At 49.8% G+C, this 24,032-nt stretch carries 20 protein-coding genes, 2 pseudogenes and 1 riboswitch; of the genes and pseudogenes, 5 read left to right on the top strand and 17 right to left on the bottom strand.

Annotation, left to right across the window (positions count from 1 at the left end):
* Window positions 1–83 precede the first annotated feature (83 nt).
* The 3 genes from BBD41_RS27605 to BBD41_RS27595 form a co-directional block, all read right to left on the bottom strand.
* On the bottom strand, window positions 84–674 hold the full coding sequence (locus tag BBD41_RS27605) for a TetR/AcrR family transcriptional regulator (protein WP_077566667.1): 591 nt from the start codon (window positions 672–674) through the stop codon (window positions 84–86).
* A gap of 73 nt (window positions 675–747) precedes the next feature.
* Complete coding sequence (locus BBD41_RS27600) at window positions 748–2,427, bottom strand: glycoside hydrolase family 2 protein (RefSeq protein ID WP_099479873.1); 1,680 nt, start codon at window positions 2,425–2,427, stop codon at window positions 748–750.
* Window positions 2,428–2,451: 24 nt separating this feature from the next.
* Window positions 2,452–3,492, bottom strand: a complete 1,041-nt coding sequence (locus tag BBD41_RS27595) for a Gfo/Idh/MocA family protein (protein ID WP_099479871.1) — start codon at window positions 3,490–3,492, stop codon at window positions 2,452–2,454.
* Between the two features lie 237 nt (window positions 3,493–3,729).
* Here BBD41_RS27595 and BBD41_RS27590 point away from each other — a divergent pair, with 237 nt between their 5' ends.
* The gene (locus tag BBD41_RS27590) at window positions 3,730–4,623 is read left to right on the top strand and encodes a helix-turn-helix transcriptional regulator (RefSeq protein WP_077566670.1); all 894 of its coding nucleotides are present in this window, start codon (window positions 3,730–3,732) and stop codon (window positions 4,621–4,623) included.
* Between the two features lie 183 nt (window positions 4,624–4,806).
* On the opposite strand, the gene BBD41_RS27585 is transcribed toward BBD41_RS27590, so the two are convergent.
* The 4 genes from BBD41_RS27585 to purT form a co-directional block, all read right to left on the bottom strand.
* On the bottom strand, window positions 4,807–5,892 hold the full coding sequence (locus BBD41_RS27585) for a sensor histidine kinase (protein WP_099479868.1): 1,086 nt from the start codon (window positions 5,890–5,892) through the stop codon (window positions 4,807–4,809).
* Window positions 5,889–6,584: a response regulator transcription factor gene (locus BBD41_RS27580; RefSeq protein ID WP_099479866.1), complete on the bottom strand. Its 696-nt coding sequence runs from the start codon at window positions 6,582–6,584 to the stop codon at window positions 5,889–5,891. The genes BBD41_RS27585 and BBD41_RS27580 overlap by 4 nt, the downstream gene beginning before the upstream one ends.
* Before the next feature lie 75 nt (window positions 6,585–6,659).
* Entirely contained in the window at window positions 6,660–8,018 is a 1,359-nt protein-coding gene (locus BBD41_RS27575; protein ID WP_099479864.1) for an MATE family efflux transporter, read from the bottom strand.
* Window positions 8,019–8,400: 382 nt separating this feature from the next.
* Window positions 8,401–9,561: a formate-dependent phosphoribosylglycinamide formyltransferase gene (purT, locus tag BBD41_RS27570; protein WP_099479862.1), complete on the bottom strand. Its 1,161-nt coding sequence runs from the start codon at window positions 9,559–9,561 to the stop codon at window positions 8,401–8,403.
* Window positions 9,562–9,626: 65 nt separating this feature from the next.
* A riboswitch (ZMP/ZTP riboswitch) is annotated at window positions 9,627–9,707 on the bottom strand.
* Window positions 9,708–9,906: 199 nt separating this feature from the next.
* On the opposite strand from purT, the gene BBD41_RS27565 reads away from it, so the two are divergent.
* Window positions 9,907–11,352 (top strand): ATP-binding protein, encoded by a 1,446-nt coding sequence (locus BBD41_RS27565; protein ID WP_077566675.1) that lies wholly within the window; start codon window positions 9,907–9,909, stop codon window positions 11,350–11,352.
* A 4-nt stretch (window positions 11,353–11,356) separates the two neighbouring features.
* On the opposite strand, the gene BBD41_RS27560 is transcribed toward BBD41_RS27565, so the two are convergent.
* Both BBD41_RS27560 and BBD41_RS27555 read right to left on the bottom strand, forming a co-directional pair.
* Window positions 11,357–11,989: a YdcF family protein gene (locus tag BBD41_RS27560; protein ID WP_099479860.1), complete on the bottom strand. Its 633-nt coding sequence runs from the start codon at window positions 11,987–11,989 to the stop codon at window positions 11,357–11,359.
* A gap of 267 nt (window positions 11,990–12,256) precedes the next feature.
* Complete coding sequence (locus BBD41_RS27555) at window positions 12,257–13,039, bottom strand: phytanoyl-CoA dioxygenase family protein (protein ID WP_077566677.1); 783 nt, start codon at window positions 13,037–13,039, stop codon at window positions 12,257–12,259.
* Between the two features lie 122 nt (window positions 13,040–13,161).
* On the opposite strand from BBD41_RS27555, the gene BBD41_RS27550 reads away from it, so the two are divergent.
* Window positions 13,162–14,064 carry a helix-turn-helix domain-containing protein gene (locus BBD41_RS27550; protein ID WP_099479858.1) on the top strand — a complete coding sequence of 301 codons (903 nt, stop codon included), beginning with the start codon at window positions 13,162–13,164 and terminating at the stop codon, window positions 14,062–14,064.
* 32 nt (window positions 14,065–14,096) lie between these two features.
* Here the strand turns inward: BBD41_RS27550 and BBD41_RS27545 are convergent.
* A pseudogene (locus tag BBD41_RS27545) lies at window positions 14,097–15,120 on the bottom strand (oxidoreductase).
* Between the two features lie 161 nt (window positions 15,121–15,281).
* Between BBD41_RS27545 and BBD41_RS27540 the strand changes: the two are divergent.
* The gene (locus BBD41_RS27540) at window positions 15,282–15,722 is read left to right on the top strand and encodes an Lrp/AsnC family transcriptional regulator (protein WP_077566680.1); all 441 of its coding nucleotides are present in this window, start codon (window positions 15,282–15,284) and stop codon (window positions 15,720–15,722) included.
* Between the two features lie 159 nt (window positions 15,723–15,881).
* Here BBD41_RS27540 and BBD41_RS27535 read toward each other — a convergent pair whose 3' ends face one another.
* From BBD41_RS27535 to BBD41_RS27520, 4 genes are all read right to left on the bottom strand, one after another.
* The gene (locus BBD41_RS27535; RefSeq protein WP_077566681.1) at window positions 15,882–16,430 is read right to left on the bottom strand and encodes a GNAT family N-acetyltransferase; all 549 of its coding nucleotides are present in this window, start codon (window positions 16,428–16,430) and stop codon (window positions 15,882–15,884) included.
* A 248-nt stretch (window positions 16,431–16,678) separates the two neighbouring features.
* Entirely contained in the window at window positions 16,679–17,155 is a 477-nt protein-coding gene (locus BBD41_RS27530; RefSeq protein ID WP_077566682.1) for a DinB family protein, read from the bottom strand.
* A gap of 71 nt (window positions 17,156–17,226) precedes the next feature.
* Window positions 17,227–18,432, bottom strand: a complete 1,206-nt coding sequence (locus BBD41_RS27525; RefSeq protein ID WP_269467210.1) for an MFS transporter — start codon at window positions 18,430–18,432, stop codon at window positions 17,227–17,229.
* 169 nt (window positions 18,433–18,601) lie between these two features.
* Window positions 18,602–19,516, bottom strand: a complete 915-nt coding sequence (locus tag BBD41_RS27520; protein WP_099479856.1) for a LysR family transcriptional regulator — start codon at window positions 19,514–19,516, stop codon at window positions 18,602–18,604.
* 291 nt (window positions 19,517–19,807) lie between these two features.
* Here BBD41_RS27520 and BBD41_RS27515 point away from each other — a divergent pair, with 291 nt between their 5' ends.
* Window positions 19,808–21,025 carry a peptidase gene (locus tag BBD41_RS27515; protein WP_099479854.1) on the top strand — a complete coding sequence of 406 codons (1,218 nt, stop codon included), beginning with the start codon at window positions 19,808–19,810 and terminating at the stop codon, window positions 21,023–21,025.
* 141 nt (window positions 21,026–21,166) lie between these two features.
* Here BBD41_RS27515 and BBD41_RS27510 read toward each other — a convergent pair.
* The 3 genes and pseudogenes from BBD41_RS27510 to BBD41_RS27500 form a co-directional block, all read right to left on the bottom strand.
* A pseudogene (locus BBD41_RS27510) lies at window positions 21,167–21,385 on the bottom strand (YebC/PmpR family DNA-binding transcriptional regulator); the annotation flags it as partial.
* Window positions 21,386–21,534: 149 nt separating this feature from the next.
* Window positions 21,535–22,773: a HEPN domain-containing protein gene (locus tag BBD41_RS27505; protein WP_099479852.1), complete on the bottom strand. Its 1,239-nt coding sequence runs from the start codon at window positions 22,771–22,773 to the stop codon at window positions 21,535–21,537.
* 80 nt (window positions 22,774–22,853) lie between these two features.
* Complete coding sequence (locus BBD41_RS27500; RefSeq protein ID WP_206098271.1) at window positions 22,854–23,915, bottom strand: HNH endonuclease; 1,062 nt, start codon at window positions 23,913–23,915, stop codon at window positions 22,854–22,856.
* Window positions 23,916–24,032 lie beyond the last annotated feature (117 nt).

The following is a 24,032-nucleotide window of genomic DNA, read 5'->3' as shown; positions in this document are numbered from 1 at the left end:
CGATAACAGCACAGGGAACGGCTATCGAAATCCACCGATTTCAGCCGCTCCCTGTTTCAGCATATCCTGTAAGGTTCGTTCATTTAAAACATGACATCCAGCGTGCTCTCGACGATTTGAAGGGCCCGATCACGATTCAAGGTAGCGGAGTTCAGTACCCGAAGACCGTAATAGCTGCTTAAAAAAAGCTGTGCCAGCTTAATGGCCGAGTGCTTGCCGCTGATCTCACCGGATTGAATGCCTGCTTCAATGGCTGCGATGATGTGCTTTTCCAGCGTCTGGAGATATTCGCCGAAGGTCCGCTCGACCATCGGATCTCTGCCGGCCCTCTCCATGCTGACATTGACAGCCAGGCACCCCCGGTGATTCGGATCCGCAAAATCCATATCGATCGCCCACATGAACAGCGCCCGCAGCCGCTCCTTCACCGGAATGGGACGGCCAAGGATTTCGATGGATCGTTCCAGACCGATCCGACTGTATCGCCGAAGCACCTGCTCGAACAGCTCGTGCTTGCTGCCGAAGGCATTGTAGAGACTCCCTTTGCCCAGACCCGTCCGCTCGCACAGCTCTTGGGTGGAGCTCGCTTCGTACCCTTTTTCCCAAAATACCTCCATCGCTGCATCAATCACTGCTTCATCCTTGAACTCGCGGGGTCTTCCGTTCGTGCTCATAACACTCATCCCTCTATAATGAAATCGGTTCGTTGATTCGATTATAGGATTTGTGTACCACTCAGTCAAATATTTATTTCTCTCTAAAAATTCTCCTTACCATCTCATAGGCAAGCTTGGGACGGCGATACTCGTCGACCAGGCCTTTGCTGTTTCGGGTGCATGAGCGGGATAGCAGCCACCCCAGCCCCTCAGTGACCCGGCAGTCGCTGAATTGCCAGATAAACATACCGGAAATATAGTCTCGGCCCATGTACGCCTCCAGGTTGCTGCGCAAAATATCAGCCTGCCGCTCCTCGGAGCCCTTCTCCCGATTTGGACTTCGAAAGCCATAGAAGCCGTCTGCCCCGAATTCGCTGAGTATCATGGGTTTGCCTCTCCCGCCGAGTGCATCGGCCCAAGCTCTTGCCTGATCCGCCAGTTCGCCAGGATCTTCATCCGTATACCAACCGGGATAGAGATTAAACGACACGATATCCGCCAAATCAAAGCACAGTTCCAGATCCCGATGATGAGACGCAAAGGAGCGTGGGCGGCTTGTATCCAATTCTTTTATAAGAGTCAGCTGTTTCTCGTAATGCAACCTGCCTGCTTCGGTATCGCTGGCGCATTCATTCAGCACCGCCCAGATCAGAATGGAAGGGTGATTGAAGTGCTGCTCCACCATCTCCCGGGTAACCTGCTCGCTTTGCCAAGCAAAATTCGGATTCATCATCTGCTCCAAGGATAACCCTCGGGCATGGTTCTCCTCCCACACCGCGATTCCTCGTTCATCGCACATATCCAGAAAACGTTCATCATATGGATAATGGCTTGTTCGAACCGCATTGCACCCCAGATCAGCGATAAGCTCAAGGTCCTTTGCCATCAGCTGAATTGGAAATGCCGCCCCTGCCAGCGCATGGTCCTCATGGCGATTCACTCCTTTGAGCACCAGCTCACGTCCGTTCAGTTGAAGTTTGCCATGACGGGTCGTTATTTCGCGGAAACCGATCCGGTCGATCCAATCGTCACAATCGGATCCGTCAACCGTTAGCACAGCTCGAAGCTCGTAGAGATTCGGCTGCTCCAGCGACCACTCCTGTACAGCGGGGTATGGCAACGTCACGCAAAGCTCCTCTCGCTCGCCCGGACCGACGACACTGCTGCCCAGGGGCAAGCTTACACCTGCCAGACATCCTTGGACATCTGCCTTTTTAGCCACTTGACCGATATTCCGTATGATCACCTTCCATTGCCCTTGCCAGCCGCCTTCGTCTCTCTGAGGAGTAAACATGACATTCTCGATATAGAGGTCCCCAATCTGTTCAAGAACGACAGGCCGGATAATTCCCCCGTATGTATAGTAATCGTTGGGAACGTGAAGCGCGGAAGCTTCGCTGAAAGCATTATCGGAATAGACCAGAAGCTCATGCTCCCCCGCCTCGACCTCAGGGATGACCGCATCGAAAGCGGTGTACGCATTGTAATGACGGGCGACCAGAAGCTCATCAAAGTAAACATGAGCCGTGTGGCTGATTCCTTTAAAAACCAAGCGTAAATGGGTCTTCTCTGTTAACTTTATCCGTTTTCTGTAGACTCCCGTCCCCCTGTAGATTCCGAATTGGGGATGCATTTCCCAGCAACCCGGAACGGGGAGCTTATAAGGAAATGCTTCCGGACGTTCCCCGGGAGCGGCAGCAGGCGCAAATTCCCACATCCCCTCCAGCTCCTCGATCTTACGGATATGATGCGTATTGAATAGCCTGATCAACTTGAATTCCTCCTCCGCGATTTATTAAGCTCCCAGAACATCCGATATCATCACTTTGCGGCCTGTCTTGGCGCTTTCCAAGGCGGCGAGAACCATAGCCATGCTGTAAATATTATCGCTGCAGTCGGTTTCCGGCTTCGTCCCGCTCATAAGGGAATCGAACATATGCTCCAAACAGCCATGATGACCGGTCTTCGCCATCTCCGGGAGCACTCCGTTTATGCGCTCATATTTCCGGATAAACTCGCCCGTTTGATCGCTGGCAGCGACAACCTCCGCATAAATCTCGTCATGTCCGTCCCAGATGGCGGTGCCCATCTCCCCCGTCACCCGCCAAGCGGCTTCCCATGAGGTCTGAACCCCTTCCGCGCACCAAGAGCCGCGGTAGTTGAATACTGAACCATCCGACATCTCATAGATGCATACGGCCATCGCATTGCCGGCATACCATGACCCCGGCGGGTTGAATTCGTGACAGTATACAGATACGGGATCCGCTCCGCTGATCAAGCGCGCCTGGTCGAATGTGTGGATCGCCATATCCAGCAGAAGTGGACTATCCATAACATCCCGGAATCCGCCGAAATGCGGACCCAGGAAAAAATCGGCAGCCATAAAGCCCGGCTTCCCAATGGAACCGCTGTCAATCAGTTCCTTGAATGCCCGTATGCGCGGATCAAAGCGGCGATTTTGCATCACGGCATGCGTTCGCCCCGTGTCTTGCGCCAGACGCACGATTTCCAGACATTCCGGCATGGATTCAGCAAGCGGTTTTTCACTAAAAACATGACATCCTTGCTTCAGGGCGGCAGTACTGATCGCGAAATGGCTGGCAGGGACCGTTACGTCAAATACCACATTGGCTCCGGTCGATTCAATTGCGTCGGTGACATCGGTAAATACCGGGCAGCCTAAACCGTGGCGGTCAGCCATGGCTCGGGCGAAGGATTCCTGGATATCCACCAGACCTACGATTTCGGTATCCGCTCTTCCTTTTGCATAGTCCACCCATGTATTCGACATATGGCCGCAACCGGCAACAACGACTTTAAATGGTTTATTCATTATCTCAGGCTCCTCACATCAGATTTTATTTTAGGCACGCTCCATCCCTGGACTTGGGAAAAGCTTGCGGATTAGCCGCACAAATCGATTTCCCAGTGAGAGATACGTACCCGGTTGAAATCATTCCGATATTGGCTTACTGTAAATGAAGCAACTTCATTATATAAGCAGATTTTTACTTAATCTCTATATAACCTTGTGCATTACCACTCTGATCTTGCGGTTTGAGGTGAGCCCATGTCCAATCCGAAAGAGCTGCACGAAAACACCAGGCTTGACTATAAAGCCTACCCGGTCCAGGTCTTCCGCAACTTTAATCCGAACGCGCGTAATCGGGACTGCATCCTTTATCTTCACTGGCACGAGCACTTCGAAATTATTCGCATGCGAGAGGGCCATGCCGTTTTTCATATCGACACGGCCCCGTATGCGATGAAGCCCGGCGATGTCATGATTATTCCTGGCGGAAGCCTTCATGTCGGCTTTGCAAGCGAGGAAGGGGATATTCGGTTTGATTGCATCGTGGTCAACGCATCGCTGTTTAACGACTTCATCCATGACCCCCTCCACAGCCGGTATGTAGCCCCATATCTTGAAGGTAAGCTGCGTTTTCCCGTAAAGCCTGCCGAGGTCAAGGCGGAGACCCATCATTACGATAACCTGATTGAGGAAATCATCGAGGAATTAAGCACCCGGCCCCCGGCGTACCAGTTGATTGCCAAGACCAAGCTTTACACCCTGTTCGTAGAGCTAGCGCGCGCCTTTCTGCCCACTCAGCTGGCGGAGAAACCGTCTGAGCCGTATTTTGCCAATCGGGAGCGTTACAAGCAGCTGATCAGCCGGATCGAAACCCGAATCGGCGAGAAAATCTCCGTGGAGGAAGCTGCCGCGCAGGTTGGCTTGAATCCTTTCCATTTCTGCAAAATGTTTAAAAGGCTTACCGGCCGGACCTTCGTTGACTTCGTCAACCTCACCAGGATGAATGAGGCGGAGAAGCTGCTTCAGGAGCAAACCTTAACCATCACGGAAATTGCCGGGATCGTCGGCTGCAGCAACCCGAATTATTTCACGAAGCTCTATAAGCAGTACAAGGGGATGACCCCCTCGCAGTCCCGGTCTGCAGCGGAATAAGCGGGATACAGGGGAGCAGGGCAATGGAATTAAACTCTAAAGTTCCAATGGGTCTTCCTAACTTGATGCCCCTACGAGCTACCCTTGATTATGACATAACAAAAACAGCAAGCGCCTTTCCGTGGCGCTTGCTGTTCGTTATGCTATATTGAGTCGGCCATTCAATCGGCGGCATCGGCATCCTCAATCGGTATCCTTAATCGGCAACTGAATGAAGAAACGGCTGCCGTGATTCGCGCCCAGGCTCTCGGCCCATACCTGGCCGCCGTGGGCGGCTACCAGTCGCTTCACGATAGCAAGTCCCATGCCGCTTCCGCCGCTGTTCCGGTTTCTTGATCTATCCCCGCGGTACAATCTTTCAAAAATAAAGGGCAAGTCGTCCGGACGGATGCCATCTCCGTTATCCTCGATACGCACCAGCACATGCTCATGATCGGCGATTAGCTCGGCTCGCACCCGTCCTCCCATAGGCGTATGTCGGAGGGTATTGCTCAGGATGTTCACCAGCACCTGGTGGATTCGATCGGCATCGACCATCGCTGGTATCGGCGGACCGCTGGAATACGCCAGCTCCACCTGTTTTTCAAGATACATGGGTTTGACAAGCGACACCGCCCGCTCCATCAGCTTCGACATATCCTGCGTGGCGAGGCTGAGCCGGAAACCTGGCGATTCCATATCATGCAGATCCTCAAGCTCGGTGACGAGGTCGATCAAGCGGTCGATCTCCTGCAAGCAAGTGTGAAACCGATCAGCCGTGGGCTCCCAGATTCCGTCTTCCAAAGCACGGGTGTGGCTTTTCAACGTGGTTAACGGCGTTCGCAGCTCATGCGCGATATCCTGGGTCATGCTTCTGCGAAGCTGCTCCTGCTTCTGAAGCTGCTGAGCCAGCTCGTTAAGCGAACCGCCAAGTCCTGCCAGCTCGTCTTCGCCGTGAACATGTATCCGGGTGCCCAGATCGCCTCGCGTCATCCTTTCGGCTGCCTGCTTCATTTGAACCAGCGGAGCGGAGATCCGCCTGGCCACGTAAATGCCGGTCACCGAGGCAAGGGCGATCGACAGAATACAGGTCAGTATGATCGATTGCATCTGAGCCTGCTCCAAATGGTAATTCAGCTGGTCGATCCCGTGCCCTTCCGCGGTCTGCTGCTGATACATCGCAATATGATAATGATTGGTCAGAATACTGATCACAGTAAACATAATCAAGATGCCCGTCGTGATGCTGATGATGATGGCAGCCAGCCGCAAATCCAGCCTTCGCTTCATGTATCCTCGCCCCCGAACCGGTAACCAAAGCCGTACACCGTGATAATAAACTTCGGTTGTTTGGGATCCTCCTCGATCTTGTGCCTAAGATTTTTGACGTGCTGGTCTATGGTGCGGATATCGCCGTCATAATCATAACCGAGAATACGTTCAACAAGCTCCTCGCGGGAGAAGTTCCGCCCCGGATATTTCGCCAGCAATACGAGGAGTTTATATTCGTTGGGCGTTAAGCCCACAGCCTGTCCATAACAGGTCACCTCATGCTTGCCCGAATGAATGACAAGAGCTCCGTGGCGATACACCGTAACGTCCGACAGCAGCTGGGCATCATCTCCTGCCCGTCTCAAGATCGCTTTGACCCGTGCGAGAACCTCCCTGGGATCGAACGGCTTCAGTACATAATCGTCCGCTCCGGAGGAAAAGCCCTTGAGCCGGCTGCTTGCTGCGGACTTCGCCGTCAGCATCAGGATCGGAACCGGGCTGAATGAACGGATGCGGGCACAGAGCTGCTCGCCTTCCATATCGGGCAGCAACAAATCCAGTATGATCAGGTCAATCCTTTCGTCTCGCAGATGTTCCAATGCTTCTTTACCATCTGCCGCCTCCAGCGTCCGGTACTGTTCTCTTTGGAGATACGACACAAGAACTTCCCGGATATTCGGCTCATCGTCGATGATCAAAATCGTCCTCATTCCCGTCTCTCCTTGCTGGAAATAAAATTTCAAGATTTAAGTGTTCTACTATTTTAGGTTGACCGGGGTATTCCGTCACGTCTGAACCGGGATCGGAGCGGGCTGATCGGGTCTGCTCAGCTTTTTCATGCTCCAATAATACGCGGTTCCAAGCGGAATAAGCGCACCCAGCCAAGCCAGCGGATTGGCAAGACATGCCCCGGGGAATCCGATCAGCGCCGACAAGAACATGGCGGCAACGACCCGCATGATCAGCTCCATAATGCCGGCGACTGTAGGGATGAAGCTCTGGCCCAGTCCTTGCAGCGAAAACCTGTATATGAACAGCAACGACAAGAGCAAGTAGGTTGTTCCGTTCGCTAAGAAGTATTGCCCGCTGAGATCAAGCAGCTGCTCCTGTCCCTGACCGACAAACAACGAGACGGCGGACGGGCCTGCAAAAAGAACAAGTGCCCCCACCAGGATGCTGAACGATCCCGAAAGCAAAATGCATTGCTTGACGCCGAGCCGAATCCGGTCGATCCGGTTTGCCCCGAAATTTTGCGCCGCAAAGGTTGCCATCGTAACGCCGAAGGAGTTCATCGGCTGGGTTGCGAGCATGTCGATTTTCTGGGCCGCTGTGTAAGCCGCAACCGCCATTGCACCGAGCCCGTTCAGCGTAATTTGAAGAATAATCGCGCCGATCGCGATGATCGAGGCCTGGAAGCCCATCGGGAATCCCACCCGCATATGCTGACCGATAAACGCCCAATCGATCGACCAGTCGGCCGTTTTGAACTGCAGCAGCGGAACCTTTTTATGGATATAGATCAGGCAGAGCAGGCAGGAGAACAGCTGCGAGATGACGGTAGCAAGCCCTGCCCCGGCTACGCCCATCTTAAAGACAAGAATAAACACTAGATCCAGCAAAATATTCAAAATGCTGGCGATCACCAGAAATAATAACGGAGTCCGGCTGTCCCCAAGCGCCCGAAGCAGGTTGGCCAGCAGGTTGAATAGCACTGCCGCACCGACACCTGCATTGATTACGATCAGATACGAATAAGCATCATCCAATATTTCAACCGGCGTATTCATCATGACGAGGGCCGGCTTCGTAAACACGACACTAAGGATGGTCAGGACGATGGTAAAAACGATACTGATCCAAAAGCTCGTACCGACGCTTTTACGCACGCCTGCGATATCCTTAGCCCCGAACCTCTGGGCAGTTATGATGGAAAGGCCGGCCGTCAAGCCTTGCGCAAATCCGATAATAAAAAACATAATGCTTCCGGTCGATCCGACAGCCGCCAGTGCGTTCACGCCGATCGTGCGCCCGACAATGAGCGTATCGGCCATGTTGTAGAATTGCTGAAACAGATTGCCGATTAACAGCGGGATCGTGAACATGATGATCAGTTTAATCGGACTGCCTTGTGTCATATCTTTCATTGCGCGCATCTCCTATGATGTGATAGTCGTCATTCAACATCTTGTTTCTAATATGTATGGTTTCGGACTGCATGTTAGATCACTCCAGCGGCGATTGGTCCGTCCGCAGCACGAATGCCGTTTTCTTGTGTATCTTATCATGAACAACGGCAAATGTGATGCAGGTTTATGTTCAAAATCTAAATAATTTCCATGGGATGCGTAGCCGATCGTCAGATCGCATGTAGGACATATGGATCTATCGTTATTCTCTTATGAAAAAAAGGCCAGCCGGATGCAAACCGGCTGACCTCTCGCTAAGAACCCTATTCTATTCTTCAAGAGCCATTGATACCAAGGTTAAGCGAACAAGACGCACTCCCGAACTCGGTTATCGCTGCCGTTATCCTTCTTCCACCGCAAGCTTGTCCAATGCCTGCTTGGCACGGGATCGCGCTTCTTCCACCTCACCTGCGGTCGACAAGGCCACCGCCACTCTTCTGCCGGCCTTAGTAACAGGTTTGCCGAATAGACGAAGCTGGGTGTTCGGAACCGAGAGCGCCTGCTCGGCACCCGTTATCACATAATTATCCAGCTCCACCGGTGCTTTCAGTGGCCGGCTGGCACCCGGGGTCATCAGCTCGATTTCCGGGATCGGGTAACCAAGGATAGCCCGGACATGAAGCGCAAATTCGGAGAGATTTTGCGTGACCAGCGTAACCAATCCGGTATCGTGCGGGCGCGGCGATACCTCACTGAAATACACTTGGTCCTCGGTCAGAAACAGCTCGACGCCGAACAAGCCGAAGCCGCCCAATTCATCGGTAATGGCCCTTGCGATGCGCTCGGCTTCCTTCATCTGCAGCTCGGATATCGGATGAGGCTGCCAGGATTCGATATAGTCACCGCTTTCCTGCACATGTCCGATCGGCGGACAGAAGCTCGTCCCGCTCACCGAACGAACCGTTAGCAGCGTGATTTCCGATTGGAAGGTGATGAACTCCTCAATGATCACCCGGCCGTTCTGTACGCGCCCCCCTTCCATTGCGATATTCCAGCATGCTTGGATGTCGCTCTCCGATCGGCACACGCTCTGGCCTTTTCCCGAAGAGCTCATAAGCGGCTTAATGACGCACGGAAAGCCCATATCCCTTACCGCAACCTCGAATTGTTCATAGTTGTCCGCGAAGCGATATCTGGCCGTCGGCAATCCGAGTTTCTCCGAGGCAAGCCTGCGGATGCCCTCCCGGTCCATCGTCAGCTTGGCCGCTCTTGCGGTAGGGATGACGCGGAAGCCTTCCTCCTCCAGCTTTACCAGCTCGGATGTGGCCAGGGCCTCGATCTCGGGAACGATCAGATCTGGCTGTTCCCGCTCAATGACCTCCCGGAGCTTGGCGCCGTCGAGCATGTCGATTACGTAATTGCGATGTGCGACGTGCATAGCAGGCGCGTCGGCATATCGGTCAACCGCCACGGTTTCCACGCCTAATCGCTGCGCTTCGATAATGACTTCCTTTCCGAGTTCCCCGGATCCCAGCAGCAGCATTTTTTTCGTTTTATACATCGTTGTCCATTCCCCTTTTCAAGATAAAAATATTAAAAAAGAGGTAAAGGAAAATAAACTTCCCTTACCTCTGCCCAGGCGTACGGCTGTCGTCATCCATGTGCTCCCTCATGGTTCCCCATGTCGCGCCAGTCACACATCGACCTATGCATTGTCAGCTAAATCATACTGAATATTGAGCATGAATGCAATATGGCGGCCCCGGTGATTACAGGAGAGCCCCATTGTCTATCCGTTCATGGACCGACTCTCCTATTCTATTCGCTCCTGTCGTTGATGAAAGCGCATCCTGAACATATAATAGGGGGTAATCAAACCATACAGTCAATAGAAAGGAGACTTGCTGTGCTCCCCTATTCTGTCCCTTATCAGGATTTTGCTTTTGAACACGCTATCATGGGAATGGCGATCGTTTCAATGGAAGGAGAAGTGCTTCAAGTCAATGCAGCTTTGTGCGAGTTATTAGGCTGTTCCAAACAAGAAGTAATGGATGGAACGTTCAGAGCGTTAAACGACGGAGGAATTCTGGAAGTGATCAGGCAAAAGGCAGCAGATGGTCGATTGGAGCCTTCCCCGATGACGGCACTCCACGTTGATGTGAAATACGAACATCCTGAGGGACGGAATCTGCACTTGAAGCTTCACTTCTCGGCGTCCGCTGAAGCGCCAGCGCCGATCCGCCATTGCTTGGTCCAATTTGAGGATCTGACACCTGTTTACGAGCTGGAGGAACAGCTTGTACAGAAGGAAATGAAACTGTCTGAGAGGGAGGATGGCTTCCTGGAACTGCTGGAGGAGCTCCCGCTATCCGCGTTCATTACAAAGAACGGAATTGTCCAGTACGTTAATCAGGCTACGCTGCGGCTGCTTCATGCCTCGGATGCCGCTGACGTGATCGGAATTTCAACCGATGTCGTCGTAGATCCTTCCTCGCATCATAAGCTTGCAAGGCGAAGGACGCGTTACGCGAAATATCGGGAAATCGGGCCTGTTACATACCTGATCAATTGTTTCGACGGACAACAGAAAATCGTCTCCGGTTTCACGCTCATCACGACCTATCAAGGAGAGAAGGCGGCGCTTAGTATATTCAAAGATATAACCGAGCAGAAAATGGAGGAGGATCGCATCATGCAGTCCGAGAAGCTGACGACGGCAGGACAATTGGCTGCTGGCATCGCACATGAGATCCGTAATCCGCTAACGTCGATTAACGGGTTTATCAAGCTTCTTCGTACTTCGGAGAAGAGCAATAAGCTTTATTTTGATATCATCGAATCGGAGCTCAAACGGATTGAGCTGATCGTCAATGAGCTGCTGGTGCTGTCCAAGCCTGAAATCGCCCATGTCAGCAAGCCGCTTGACGTGCTCGACATCATCGAACAAATCGTTACCCTGATGAAGGTCCAGGCCGCGATGAACAATATCGAGATCATCCCGCGTTACCCGGCCGAGCCCGTGTACGTTCACGGGGAAACGAATCAACTGAAGCAGGTATTCATCAATCTGCTGAAGAACGCCATGGAGGCGATGGATCAAGGAGGAACGATTACACTCTCCATCCACCAAAGTGACAGCGATGTCCGCATCATCGTCCAGGATGATGGCATTGGCATGACGCCGGAGCAGATCAAGTCATTGGGACAACCCTTCTATACAACGAAGGACAGCGGAACCGGGCTCGGGTATATGATCACGAAAAACATCGTCCATAATCACGGCGGATCGATTGATGTGAAGAGCTCTCCGGAACGGGGGACCAGCTTTACGATTCAGCTGCCCGTATTGTGATTAATCAGCGAAAAGGTGACAGCACTACATAACCCGTGTAATAAAACATTTCCCTAAGAAGAAAAGGAATCTTACTTCGGAGGGTTCGGTATGCGCTCCGATCCGTCGGTGACGGATATGCTATCATTCCATAATCCTCTGCCATCGTCATCGCTCGCTTCATATGAAGCGGGTCGCTGACGATCAAATACGTGGATAATCCTTCACGTTCACCTGCCGCCTGGGCATAGGACAAATTCTCTTCCGTAATCTTGGATGCCGTTTCGATCATAATATCTGCTTCCGGAACTCCCCGGGCAAGCGCGTAATCCCGGGCAACCTCGGATTCGGCTGACTCAAGGGCGGAGCCCCGTCCTCCCGTAAAGATCAGCTTATCTACATACTGATGCTCATACAGCCATAAAGCATGGTCAATGCGTCCCTGGAATACGGGAGAGGGTTTTCCGTCCCACACAGCGGCCCCTAGCACAATGGCCGCATCGGATTTTACAGGCTCGGCCTTTGCTCCGAAAGTCCAAATGACAACGCCCGCATACACTACATAGGCCATAATCACGGCAGCAGCTGAAAGGACGATTCGCCGGATCGTCCTTGTTCTGCTTCCTTTATTTTTGTAGGAGCGGCTTACATTCTGCATCACTTCCCCCGACCTTCCCTGAAACTCTTTATCGGCGTATCGTTATTCATAAATTCATAGGATCAGAATCCGTTCAGATAATTCCATTTTACCACATCTGCGCTCTCCCCCGATATTTTCCAGGCTGGGCCGGGCGCGCACGACACTTGCCGCAAACGAAGAAAGGAAATGAAAAAACAGGGATCTATAGGATCCCTGTTCAGCATTCCGCCATGAAGGCCGGAGATTGTTAATCTTTCACTCATCAAAGTCAAACCCGCGCCAATGTCATTTCTCATTCAGAATCTCGTATTTCGGCTTCACGTTATTAAAATCGGGGTTTTCGCCGCTGACCATCAGCCCCATTCCCCAATCAAAGTGAACGTTCGCCGTCGGAAGATCCGAAGCATCCCGATATTGGAACAACACGTTTCGCCTTGTTCGCTCGCTGCGGTTTACGTCCGACCCATGGATGGTCAGATAGTTGAAGAAGAGCACATCTCCCGCCGAGGCCGGGCAAGGCGTCCCTGAGGATATAGGGTATTCCTTGTGGTTCAGGTAGTACGAGCCTACATGAGGGAGTATTCCTTCTTTGTGCGAACCGGGTACGACACACAGGCACCCGTTCTCTGTATCCGCATCATCGAGGTGAATGCTCGCCGCAAGCATGGTATGATCACGATGAGGGAAGTAAGGATAATCCTGATGCATGGGGAAGGCCGCTCCGTTTGAGGGAGGCTTCACCAGCATTTTGGAATGATGCAGCTGCACATTCGGTCCGATGATTTGCTGCAGCACGGCGGTCATTCGCGGGTGAATGGCGGCGCGCATGAAAGCGGCATCATGATAGTGCACATCATGAAACCCTTTCAGCACCAGCTTCTTCAGCTGCTCGGGCGGCAGATAATCGCCCTGCCAAGCGTGGTTCTGATCCGCCTTGGCTCGCGCCGCCCTCCGGATAATCTTCTCAACCGCTTCCCTCATCTCTTCCACTTCCGCCTGATCGAACACGTTCCGGACCAGCAAATACCCATAGTCTTTGTAAAATTGAACATCTTGTTCATTGATCATGCCGTAGAAACCCTCCTCAATCTTGTTATGGTTCTGGTTTCATTATAGGCAGGTCATGCATCGACGTATTTGCACAGCGAGGACCACTATTTGTACAATTACGCCAAGGAGGTGTTCATACAATGATTCAATGGACTCACAGCGAGGAACGGCTCAATCGGTATGCCGGGCATCTTCCGGGCGAGCATCTTTCCTTCCTCGTGCATTATTGGGGAAGCGTCCGGAATTTGGCTACCAACGCGATGCACAAGCATTCCTTCCTGGAGATTTGTTACGTTGACAATGGCGAAGGCGTCTATACTGAAGCCGGGGTGGATTATCCCTTGCAACAAGGAACCGCCTTTTGTTCACGGCCGGACATTTATCATAGAATCCAAAACGTCCACCAACTGGATCTGTTATTCGTTGCCTTTGAAGTACGGAACGATCCGGCTGAGGATCACGCCATGAACTACTTACGTGTGCTGGAAGGAGGGCCGGTATGGATTGAGGATGCCCGCGAAGCTCCTTCAATCCATCTGTGGAAATCGCTGCTCATCCATGAACAGCCTGGACAATCACTGCCGGTTACGCTCTTGCCGCCCCTCGCACATGCGCTGCTCGAGTCCTTTGCCGTACTGTTCGGCCGAAAGCCTTCGCTCCCGGAAGGACCGGAATCTTCCTCCGGCTTCTCCCATTCCGCCCAGCTCGTTCAGCGGGCAAAGCTCTACATCCGGGATAACTTGGGCCGCCAGCAGCTGTCTTTAATCGAGGTTGCGCGATTTTTGAATATTTCCTCGCGCCAGCTGTCGCGTTTGTTCGCTACCTGCATTCATGAGTCATTTTCCAGCTTCGTCCGAACGGAGCGAATTCGGGCCGCTGAGCTAATGCTGACGAATTCCGATGACCCCATTAAGCTCATTGCAGAGCGTACCGGCTTTTCGTCCGTTCATTACTTCACGCGATTATTTACCATGACGAAGGGCATACCACCGGCAGCATACCGCGCTAAATTTAAAGCAGTCTTGGCAGCACGTACCGAATAACAGCCATCGATTTGGCTTGATCGTTTCTGCTTTTAACCCTCGGTATATCCGGTGGTGAACCATTGATTACGGTATGGGGCCGGCTCAGGTATGGTTTCTCCCAGCTGCTCGGCTGCCGCCCGTGGCCAGAACGGGTCTTTCAGCAGGGCGCGGCCAACCGCGATGATATCGGCCTGACCCTTGCGCAGGATCTCTTCAGCCTGCTTCCCGGATGTAATCAGACCGACTGCAACGGTCGGCATGCCGGTCTGACGTCGGATCGCTTCAGCATAGGCAGCCTGATAGCCTGGGTATACCTCCGGTTTTTGATCGGTTACGCCCCCGCTGCTCGCGTCGATGAAGTCGACCCCTTGCGCTTTCATCCGCTCGGCATAGTCAAGATGATCCTCGATATGGTTTCCAAGAGGATGGTATTCTTCAGCAGAGATTCTAACAAATAAAGGACCGCTCCAAACCTGGCGCACCTTCTCGATGATCCCCCCGAGGAAGCGGTACCGGTTCTCCCTTGAGCCTCCATAAATATCTTCTCTCTGATTCGTTAATGGGGACAGAAAGTCATTGATGAGATACCCGTGAGCACCGTGCAGCTCAATGACGTCAACGCCTGCTCGCCTTGCACGGACGGCCGCGTTTTTAAAGGCCTCGATGATTCTTTCCGTCTCTGCAATCGTCAGCGGATTCGTCCCTCTCCCCCGATACGCCGCCCCTGACGAGGAATAGCCGATGCCTTGCTCCTTCTTCCTGCCGGCATGACCCAGCTGTATGCCGACAGCCGTCCCTTGACGGTGCAGCATGCTCACAAGCTCTCGAAGCCGCTGCTCCTGCCCGTCATCCCATAATCCCAATCCTCCCGGATCGGCTCCCATCCTCTCGACTGCCGTCACCTCTATCATGATTAATCCCGCTTGGCCTATTGCCCTCGCGCCGCTAATGCAAATACTGCCATTCGGTTAGCTTCCCTTCTTGGTCTGCTGCCAACGTTCCCATCGGCGACATCATGATTCTGTTTTTTAACCGGACGCCGCGGATGGTAATCGGACTGAATAACATGGACATAGCTGCTCTCCTCTCCGTTTTTTATGCTTTGCATCTCATGGCTTAATCCTATATGATAAAGGCGCAGGCGAGAATGGAAAATTAAAGGTTTTTCATGATTATCACCGCGAATTTCAAGGAAGTTTCGGGATTTTCGCTTTATTTTCTAAGGAGGTGTGTAAGTGGATCGAACGGACGTGCAAATCCTCGAAATGCTGCAAAATCAAGCACGGCTTTCCATGACGGAGCTGGGCAAGCTCATCGGGTTGTCTCAGCCGGCGGTAACCGAGAGGGTCCGCAAGCTGGAAGAGCAGGACGTCATTATCGGATATCGGGCCGTCGTGTCGCCTGAGAAGCTGAACAAGCACTGTATGGCGTATTTACTGTTCCATACGAAGCATTGCGAGAATTTCATTGCTTTCTGCGAGCAATCGAACGAGGTTGTCGAATGCCACCGTATCAGCGGTCAACATAATTATCTTATAAAAGTGGTCTGCGACTCGATGCGTGCACTCGAAGCCTTCATCAACCAAACAGGGCAATTCGGCGATTCCACGACCTTGATCGTCATGTCGTCCCCGATTGAGAACAGGGTGCTGCTGCCTTCACAGGTTGAAGACTAGCCGGATGTCGGTAACGCCGAATCGGTTAACAAAAAAAGGTCTCCATCCTTTGATAGGACGAAGACCTTTTTCAATTGGCATCCTTAATCGACTTTAAGGCCGATTCCACATGCTGGTTATCTCGCCGCTAGGCTCCGTTCCCCACACTTGAGGAGCCACCTATTCCGTATCCCTGCCGTTCCGGCTTGAACGAAGCACCCATTCCGCTTTCAGCACAGCATAATAGTATTCGTCCCACCAGGTGGCGTCTTCGATTGGAATGCACTGGATAAAATGTCCTTCCCTGCGCATGCCGATCTTCTCCATCACCTTGTAAGAAGCGATGTTCTCCGGCTGACAGGTAGCCACGACCCGATGCAAGCCAAGGTTGCAGAAGGCAAATTTAAGCGTGGATGCAGCGGCTTCCGTTGCGTATCCATTACGCTGGTATCCGGGATGGAATACCCAGCCGATCTCGTACGTGTGCTCGCCGAACCATGGGTGAAACACGATATGACCGATCAGCGCTTGTCCCTCTCTAAGGGTAACCGCATAATTTTTGGCGTTCTTGCCCTGATGGAGCAGCACGAACTGCTTCGCTTTCTCTTCAGTAAATACGCCCCCGGGGATATATTTCATCACGACCGGATCCGCGGTGTATGCCAGTACTTGATTCCAATCATTTTCAACGAATTCCCGTATGATCAATCTTTCTGTCACGATATGCATCTTAAAGCGCTCCTTATTAAAGTTATTTAATGATCTAATAACTTCAATAGAGTCGCAAATGCGGTTCGTCGAATAAAGCGATGTGCTTGAATAACTACGAATCAGCCCCCTTTGATCATCCTGCCATTGTTGGCATAAGCGTCACATTCGTTATGAATATGATCATTCCCTTCATACGCTTAAGCATTCTCAACTGATTTAAGGTTGAATCCGTGCAAAAGCGTCCGTTAAAGGACTTCCAGCCATGGCTACTTTACGTACGTTACCCTATTCAGGATCGTTTTGATTTTATCAAAATGCATGCCTTCATGGTAGAGACAGAAGCTAAGAAATTCCTCTACGGTCGTGAGCTTCAAGCCTTTGGAGGTCGTATACGGGGATTTCACGGCTTCCTGCAAACGATGGGCGTATCGCTCCTCGATCCGTCGAACCTGACCTTCAAGATGCTGGATGATCTCCTCCATCGACGGCCATGCCCCCTTAAATTCTCTTGGCTTCGACCCGGATTGGAACAGCTCCCGGTATGCTTCCGGCAGCTCCGCCGGTTCGCCGTTCACAACGAAAGCAAACGATTCCAGCGTATAATAAATATGCCCTGCATTCCACTTTATATGGTTGTTGATGCCCTCCGGGATCATCTCGGCTTCCGCGTCGGACACCTGGTGGAGGATATTCATTGTCTGATTCCGTACGAAATCCAAATGCTCAAATATAAATTCTCTCATGCTAGGCGCCCCTTCTTATTAATAATCGTGTATTTGTAATTCTCCTTATTTCCATACAGGCTTCGTTTCCCTTACTGGCTTGATGTGTACCCTGCGGCCGGTCTTTGATCGAAGGCCGGCATTATTCGCATAAACATGACGATACCGGCAGTTCCTGTAAGTGTAATGAGCAGCGTTGTCACAAAATCCGGTACATAGGTGCTAATGAATACCGTGACCGAACAAATTAGCAGCGTCAGGTTGTGTTTCAGACTGCTCACGGCCAAATAGGAGCTTCTGGCATGCTCAGGCGGCAGCGATGCGAAATAGCTTTGTTCGATGGGTACCCGCACCACTTCAGCCAAGGAAGCCACAACCATCATTAGGACCAGAAGCCATGCCTGGGTTGTGTACGAGATGACGGCATAGCTGCCGACAAATACGATCCAGCTCAACCACAGGATGGTCCGCTCGTTTCGCCTTCTCAATGTTTGCGCCGCGAACAAAGCCAGAGTCACCACAAGAATCGTGTTCTCGGTTCGAAGGATGCCGGTCATTTCTATCCCCCTTATGTTCCACCACAGCAGCCGCTGCTCAGGCATCTCCCCGGCAAGTCTCATACCAATATAATGGCTCAAGTGAAACTCCATGGAGAGAACCAAAGCCGTTGATACCACAAACAGGATGAACGTCCGGTCAGCGAATACATCCTTATAACTGCTCAGCATGAGCCGCAAATGCCGGCCCGCAGTGCCTTGCTGTTCTACCGGGGGCTTGTAAGGATCTTGAATCAGAACTACGATCAGCAACCAAATAATGAATGAAGTAATAACAAGGGCAAGCAGCAGTTCAAATAAATATTCCCGGAACATAAAAGCTCCAATCAGACTCCCGATGGCAATAGATAGGTTGTTGATCCAATAGACCATGGAGTAAATCCCTTTACGCTGTTCGGGCGTGCTTACATCGATCAGCATAGCTTGATTGGCTGGCCCAACCATTCCGGAGCACACGGCATGGATGACCAGCATGCCCAACGTCACCTCAGGAATCGTTAGATCAGGCGAATTCCATACCGCCATGACCCCAAATGCGATGCATCGGACCCCCTCCGCTGCAGCTATCAATCTTTTCCTGCCGAAACGGTCTCCTATATATCCGCCTAACAAGCTTGCAGCGATGCCAAGAATGACATTGGTTATGAGCAAGACGCTAACCAGCTTCGGGTTGAGGTGCCCGGAAATGTAAATGGACATGAACGGGAATATCATATTTCCGATCGTCGAGCTTAAGAAAATTTCGATAAGACGTATTTTGATGTTGTTATGAATGATCGATATTCTCTCTCCTCCATACTCGTAATTGGCGCCCCGGTTATCCCGAGTGTATCGTATGGCATGAAAAAAGAATAATATGGATTTCAAGCGGATTCATAAAAAAAATGGATGAATCATAATTAAGCGCATCTCATCCTTCGATTGTCTGGTCTGCCGTCCTTATATCGGATTGGATAAAGGAAATGAATAAGCGAATGACGGGCGATTCGGTCCCGTGCTTTCGCGTGCACACCCGAATTGGATGCGGCAGCTTCACACCTTGGACATGGATCCGCTTAAGCTGACCGGAAGCAAGCTCTTTCTTCACGAACAGCGAAGGCAAAAGCGCGATGCCGAAGCCTGATTTAACGGCCTCAGCCGTTTCTTTCAGTCCTTCGATCAGGATCGAGCAGCGGGGCTGATCGTATCCGGCGGATCGCATGATCGCGAGCAGTTGGTTGCGCGTGTAGCTCCCCTCCTCTCTCATGACAAAAGGCTCCTCCACCAGTTCATCGAGCGTAACCTCCCGCCCCGCAAGCCCGTGGCTGTCTGGGACTGCAAATATCAGCTCATCTTCCATGATGGTGAAATAATCAACGGCATCATCCTCAATCGGCCAATTGCCGAAAACGACCGAAATATGGACCTGTTCCTCCAGCAATCGCTGCAAAGCAGATCGGGCATGGCCCTTGAGCAGCTGGATCGCCACTTCGGGATGCTCGAGCTTATAGCGCGCTACCCAGCTGTGCAGCAGCGTATGTTCCGGAAGCTCCGTCGCGCAAATTTTCAAGCTTCCCAGGAGTCCTGATTTCATCGCAGCCATGACGCCCTCGATTTCAGCCTCCATTGCGAATAACCGCTGTGAATGCTGAGCCAGAAGCTCACCCGCTTCGGTAAGACCGATATTCCTTCCCCTGGCCTCAACGAGCTTCAAACCGAGCTCGCGCTCAAGATTTCGAATTTGCGCGGTGACTGCCGGCTGGCTTAAGAGGAGGTTTTGTGCTGAACGCGTGATGCTTCCTGTTTTGGAGACATCGTTAAATATTCGAAGAGCATGAAGGTTCATAACGAATTCCCCCTTTGATTACTCCATTAACATCCATGATCAATTAGATAACTTATATCCTATATCAAGCCGAATTGTAAACCGGAAGTTTATCAATTGGAATACGGCGATCCTGTTCATCCGGTTAAAAAAATAGTCTGAGCTTTTTGCTTCCCGTTTTTTTGCGGACTGCAACCTTTGCATCTTTTTACCGTCTATGACTATGAATCCAGCACATTTTACCAAGAAAATCGTGCCTGGTTACTTCCTATCGCGTTAGGACAATCTACATAATAATGGAGGAGACCCGTAATGAACAAAATCTACAAAGTACTCGCAACGACAACACTCCTTGCGATGGCAGCCATGCCGGCTGTTAGCGCGCAGGCAGTGTCTCCCACCTTAAATTCAGGTCAAGGCAGCGTACAGCAGCAAGTGAAAGTTGTGCCTGGAACGATGGGTTATATCACGGATTACGCAAATGACAGCAATGGGAAATGGATTACCGTAACCGGACGCGGGCTCGGGCCTGCGGACCAAAGCGAGATCCGTTTGTCGGTGAACCAAGATACGAAGATCATCGACGCCAAAGGCAATAAAGTGCAGCTGCAGTCTATTATCGATAAGAACAAAGCGATCAAAGCATTTTACAGCCCGAACATCACCAAAAGCCTGCCGGCACAAGGTCAAGCATTGACTATCATCGCGCTGGACAGAGACTTTGCGGCGATAGACGGAACCATCTCTGAAATCAGCAAAGCCGGTATCCTTGTGGAAGGACACAACCTCTACACATCCAATGAGGAGACCATCCGGCTCCATCTTGATCCGAAAGCTAAAATCATTGACCAGAACGGAAATACGCTGGACGAAAGCGAGCTTAAAGCCGGCATGCAGGTGAAGTCGTTCTATGGTCCGGCCGTTGCCATGAGCCTTCCTCCGCAATCGACAACCAACTATATCCTGGTTAACACCGAAGCTGCAGAGCTGCCTGATCTTGACCAGCCTGCGGGAACGACCGGCATCATCACGGACACGACAGATGGCACGATCACCGTCATTGGTCAGGCTCTTGAAACCGGCGGCGTGAATTACGTCATCTTAACGGTGGACGAAGAGACGGAGATCGTAGACAAGAATGGAGCTGCGCTCAGCCGCGACGTTTTGAAGGAAGACGTGCGCATTGAGGCATTGTACTCCCAGGTGATGACGCTGATTTATCCTGCCCGGACCCATGCCGACAAGATTGTGGTATCCGATACGAAGGCTCCGAAGATCGAAGGAACCGTCGCCGAATCGGAGCGGAATTCAAAGGAACAGCTCTATATCAATGTGGGATCGGATTCCTCCACCAACAATGACGTGATCCTCAACATTTCGAAGGATACACAGATTATTGCCGGACTTGGCCCGGATGCAGAGCTTGCACCCGGCACCAAAATTACAGCATATCATTCGCCGGTCATGACGAAATCGCTGCCGCCAATTACGGCTGCCGAAGTGATCATCGTTCATCAGGATCAAGAGTAATCGGCCTCCGGCCATTCCTCGCATGAGCATGTATATTTTCCGGTGAAACAAAAAAAACCATCGAGCTCGTCTGGAGACTAAGTCCCGTCTCTAAGAGCTCGATGGTTTTTTTATAATTTAAGTCGAGAATGTATTAAAGCTTTAATCTTCAAACTCCACGTTATGATACACCTGCTGGACGTCTTCGAGGTCTTCCAACGCATCGATCAGCTTCTCGAACTGGGCAACTCCGTCCTCCGGCAGGGTGACGAAATTTTGTGCCAGCATCGTCAGCTCGGCAACCGTAAATTCGGTGACCCCCGCATTCTTGAACGCTTCCTGAACCGCATGGAATTGATCCGGCTCTGCATAAACGATAACTCACTTTTATGTATGAAATTTTATACATTTATCATATCAAATTATAAGTGACTTTACCATCTTAAAATATATGTATATCCTTTTTTATTCAATCCCTCTCATGTTATGCATACCAGATTCCAAATGAAAATTGTCAATAATGGAAGGAGCTAATTTGGCTTGGTGCTGTAACTAATTAAATAACAATACCCCTTCTCTTCTTCCCGTGTCAGCCATTGAGTAAAACGGTTTACTTGCATTAGCCCTACGACTCTTGAAAGATAGAATGATGCAGGATATGTTTCCGACTTACCATTCCCAAAATTAAACTTTATCAATAAATCAGCGTTATCATCGTCAGGATTAGCGTTTTCCTCAAAAAAAGCTTCATAAGATACGTAATTATTTATACCGTGAAATTTGCATATTGAATCTACTATTTCCAATTCTGACACTCTAACCATTACCCTCTCGCTTAAATACCTTGGAGTACCCAATAACATCATGTATTCAAGTTCTGGAATAACCTCTTTTTTAATGTTCTTACCACACGTTTTTATTAAAGCCTTGCTTATATACTTTCCAACTCTCTCTACAACAGCGATTTTCTCTTCTGTTAGCAAAAGTTTACTACCATGTACAACGGTACTTCTGAAATTGTAGAATTTTCTAACATCTTCTCTAATTTGAAGCCGCTCACTGTAAGTTTCACCAACAAGCAGTGCAAGATGAAGTCTTAATTTATATCCTATTTGTTCATTATCGAAGGAAAGCAAGCTTTCAAGAGAAACAGCTAAGTCCAGTATGGCATCCTCTGCGAAGACTTTACACCTTCCAGAGGTATATTTAGTTGCAGCTAGGAGCCACTTTTTTTCTTTACCTTCTACATATTCAGTTGCCATTTGTTCAAAGAATTTCTTAACCTCATCATCAAACTTTTTCTCATTCTTGTAGCGATTAAAAAACGAATGCGGCATTGTATCCAGTCTGAACAAATCCAAGTCCAACTCTACATTTCTTCCAGAAATTGATGGGTCAGATAACCCATAACTCCCATGACTTCCTTTTAGAAAGCCGTACACTTCACCTAAACTGTAAGGTGCATTATGGAATATACACAATGCTTGATGCGCTAAGGAAATAGACGATAGTACATCACTTACCTTATTTAACTTTCTAAATGGCATAGAGTATCTTTTGTCACTTGATATTCCCACTAAATAATAGTCAGGTTTTATTACATATGGTCCTAGTCTTGGATGATATAAATTATCGAACTCTTCCCTTTTACTCATAATAAAAATGTTATCACTGAGTTGAAACTCCGATATACTCTCTCCATACAATCCAGCCAAAGCTATACTTTGTGCATCTGGAAATAATTCAAATAGTTTCTCGTAAATACTCATAACTTTCCCTCCGGTGCGGAAGTATATAGTATCAATAGAAGGAATATCAGCCAACAAACGTACGGAATCAAAAACTATTCTCACCAAGTCATTCTCTGTAATTTTTCTCTAAGCTCTGTGATGCTTAATACGTTGTATTTCTTCCTATGGAGCATCCTATGACAATTTGAACACACGGGTGCAAGGTCTTTTTCTGGATCAATTATAACTTCAGCTTGAACTGTATTAAGAGGATTTAGATGATGAACTTCAATAAAATCTTTTCCCCATTCTCCGTAAAAATCCTCGAAATTAAAACCACAGACAACACAATTTAATCCATGAGATTCTATAGCTCTTCTTCTATTCTCTGGATTTCTTTCGTACCTTTTACCATGGTATTCCTTAACCGCACCATCTTTATAATAAGAGTCTTCTTCCGATAACTCAGCTTCAATGTCTGCTGCTATTATATTACCTAGTCTCTCTTCTTCTATAATGTGTATTTGGATTTTTTCAAGAAACTCAACTACTTTGCTGAAATCAGCTTCCTGTTTTTTTAAGTTTAAAATAGCAGCTTCAAGAGACACATCCTTAAAGATACCCTTATGATTATCCCGAAGACCAATATGATGTAGGATACCCATCGCTTGGTAGCCTCGACTCTCTTTCGGATCTAATCCTAATATACTTTCGTCCAATTCTCTATGAGACAAAGAGTTGAACAGATACTCGTATACAACTCTACTTTTATATTCATTATTGTAGAGCTGATATTCTCTTTTTCTATCTTTTGGCTCTAACGTTGGAATCGTAGTGATAGAGGTACTCCCCTCTAAGAACTGATCGATATGGCGTTGCAATTCTATATTAGAATCTTTCACCCATGGATTACCATTTGGCCTGTCTTCTTTATAATGAATCATGCTTAACTTTGTTGTGTTTAACGCTAATCGGTCAACGCTATAAAGCTTAAGCAAAGAGGAATATTTCGCAAGTTTTAAACCGTCTTCATATCCTTCGTATATAATCGTACCATCTTTAATAATCATAAATTTATATTTCTTTTTATCAATCTTTACCGTGACGATATAGTACTTTTTCGTGGGTCCGATTAAATAATCCTTTTTGATAAAACTTTCCTCAAAACGTTTAATCTCCATTATTTTATTCCCACCTATTGATAATAATTTTACTAAATATCGGCTGGTCGTTTCTATATATAGCATTTTTTTCAATAAATTGTTAAATTATTTAAAAATGGAGTTAATTACTTTCTT

Origin of the sequence: Paenibacillus ihbetae (genome assembly GCF_002741055.1) — a bacterium.
Classification (GTDB): Bacteria; Bacillota; Bacilli; order Paenibacillales; family Paenibacillaceae; genus Paenibacillus_AQ; species Paenibacillus_AQ ihbetae.
This window is presented reverse-complemented; position numbering and strand designations above follow the sequence as displayed.

Bases quoted from the DNA above. Each gene is read 5' to 3' on its own strand.
- BBD41_RS27605 (WP_077566667.1), bottom strand. From the start codon at position 674: ATGAGCACGAACGGAAGACCCCGCGAGTTCAAGGATGAAGCAGTGATT.
- BBD41_RS27595 (WP_099479871.1), bottom strand. From the start codon at position 3,492: ATGAATAAACCATTTAAAGTCGTTGTTGCCGGTTGCGGCCATATGTCG.
- BBD41_RS27590 (WP_077566670.1), top strand. From the start codon at position 3,730: ATGTCCAATCCGAAAGAGCTGCACGAAAACACCAGGCTTGACTATAAA.
- BBD41_RS27585 (WP_099479868.1), bottom strand. From the start codon at position 5,892: ATGAAGCGAAGGCTGGATTTGCGGCTGGCTGCCATCATCATCAGCATC.
- BBD41_RS27580 (WP_099479866.1), bottom strand. From the start codon at position 6,584: ATGAGGACGATTTTGATCATCGACGATGAGCCGAATATCCGGGAAGTT.
- BBD41_RS27575 (WP_099479864.1), bottom strand. From the start codon at position 8,018: ATGAAAGATATGACACAAGGCAGTCCGATTAAACTGATCATCATGTTC.
- purT (WP_099479862.1), bottom strand. From the start codon at position 9,561: ATGTATAAAACGAAAAAAATGCTGCTGCTGGGATCCGGGGAACTCGGA.
- BBD41_RS27560 (WP_099479860.1), bottom strand. From the start codon at position 11,989: ATGCAGAATGTAAGCCGCTCCTACAAAAATAAAGGAAGCAGAACAAGG.
- BBD41_RS27555 (WP_077566677.1), bottom strand. From the start codon at position 13,039: ATGATCAATGAACAAGATGTTCAATTTTACAAAGACTATGGGTATTTG.
- BBD41_RS27550 (WP_099479858.1), top strand. From the start codon at position 13,162: ATGATTCAATGGACTCACAGCGAGGAACGGCTCAATCGGTATGCCGGG.
- BBD41_RS27535 (WP_077566681.1), bottom strand. From the start codon at position 16,430: ATGCATATCGTGACAGAAAGATTGATCATACGGGAATTCGTTGAAAAT.
- BBD41_RS27530 (WP_077566682.1), bottom strand. From the start codon at position 17,155: ATGAGAGAATTTATATTTGAGCATTTGGATTTCGTACGGAATCAGACA.
- BBD41_RS27520 (WP_099479856.1), bottom strand. From the start codon at position 19,516: ATGAACCTTCATGCTCTTCGAATATTTAACGATGTCTCCAAAACAGGA.
- BBD41_RS27515 (WP_099479854.1), top strand. From the start codon at position 19,808: ATGAACAAAATCTACAAAGTACTCGCAACGACAACACTCCTTGCGATG.
- BBD41_RS27505 (WP_099479852.1), bottom strand. From the start codon at position 22,773: ATGAGTATTTACGAGAAACTATTTGAATTATTTCCAGATGCACAAAGT.
- BBD41_RS27500 (WP_206098271.1), bottom strand. From the start codon at position 23,915: ATGGAGATTAAACGTTTTGAGGAAAGTTTTATCAAAAAGGATTATTTA.